Here is a 383-nt window from a genome sequence, read left to right on the forward strand (position 1 = left end):
GCGAGCTTGTTGCCGAGGCGGCGCGGCAGCGCGAACCAGCCGGCGGCATTCCAGCTGCGGATCAGCCCTTCGCCCCATTCGGCGGCGATCACCGTCTGCGCGCGCTGCGCGGCGGCGGCCGGCGGCACGCCGAGCGAATTGCCGTCGAGGTAGATCGTAGTGGGCGACAGCGCGAACTGGTCGCGCAATGTCGCGAGCGGGTCGGCGCGGTCGAGCGCCAATGCTTCTTCGCGGTGATTCATAGGGGTCTCGTGGGTTCGCGGATCGTGGATTCGGGAAGTGCGGCTTGCGGCTTACGGATTGGGCCTGGGCTTGGACGGCGGCTGCGAACAGACTCAGCGCGCGGCCGGCAGCGCGCGCAGCACGGCGCGCACCGGGCTCGC

The 383-nt window shown here is 71.3% G+C and carries 1 pseudogene; it reads right to left on the bottom strand.

The features are described 5' to 3' along the window. Window positions 1-242, bottom strand: a pseudogene (locus tag EN859_RS35720) (kynureninase); the annotation flags it as partial. Window positions 243-383 lie beyond the last annotated feature (141 nt).

Origin of the sequence: Mesorhizobium sp. M00.F.Ca.ET.216.01.1.1 (assembly GCF_004010325.2) — a bacterium.
In the GTDB taxonomy this organism is placed as follows: Bacteria; Pseudomonadota; Alphaproteobacteria; order Rhizobiales; family Rhizobiaceae; genus Mesorhizobium.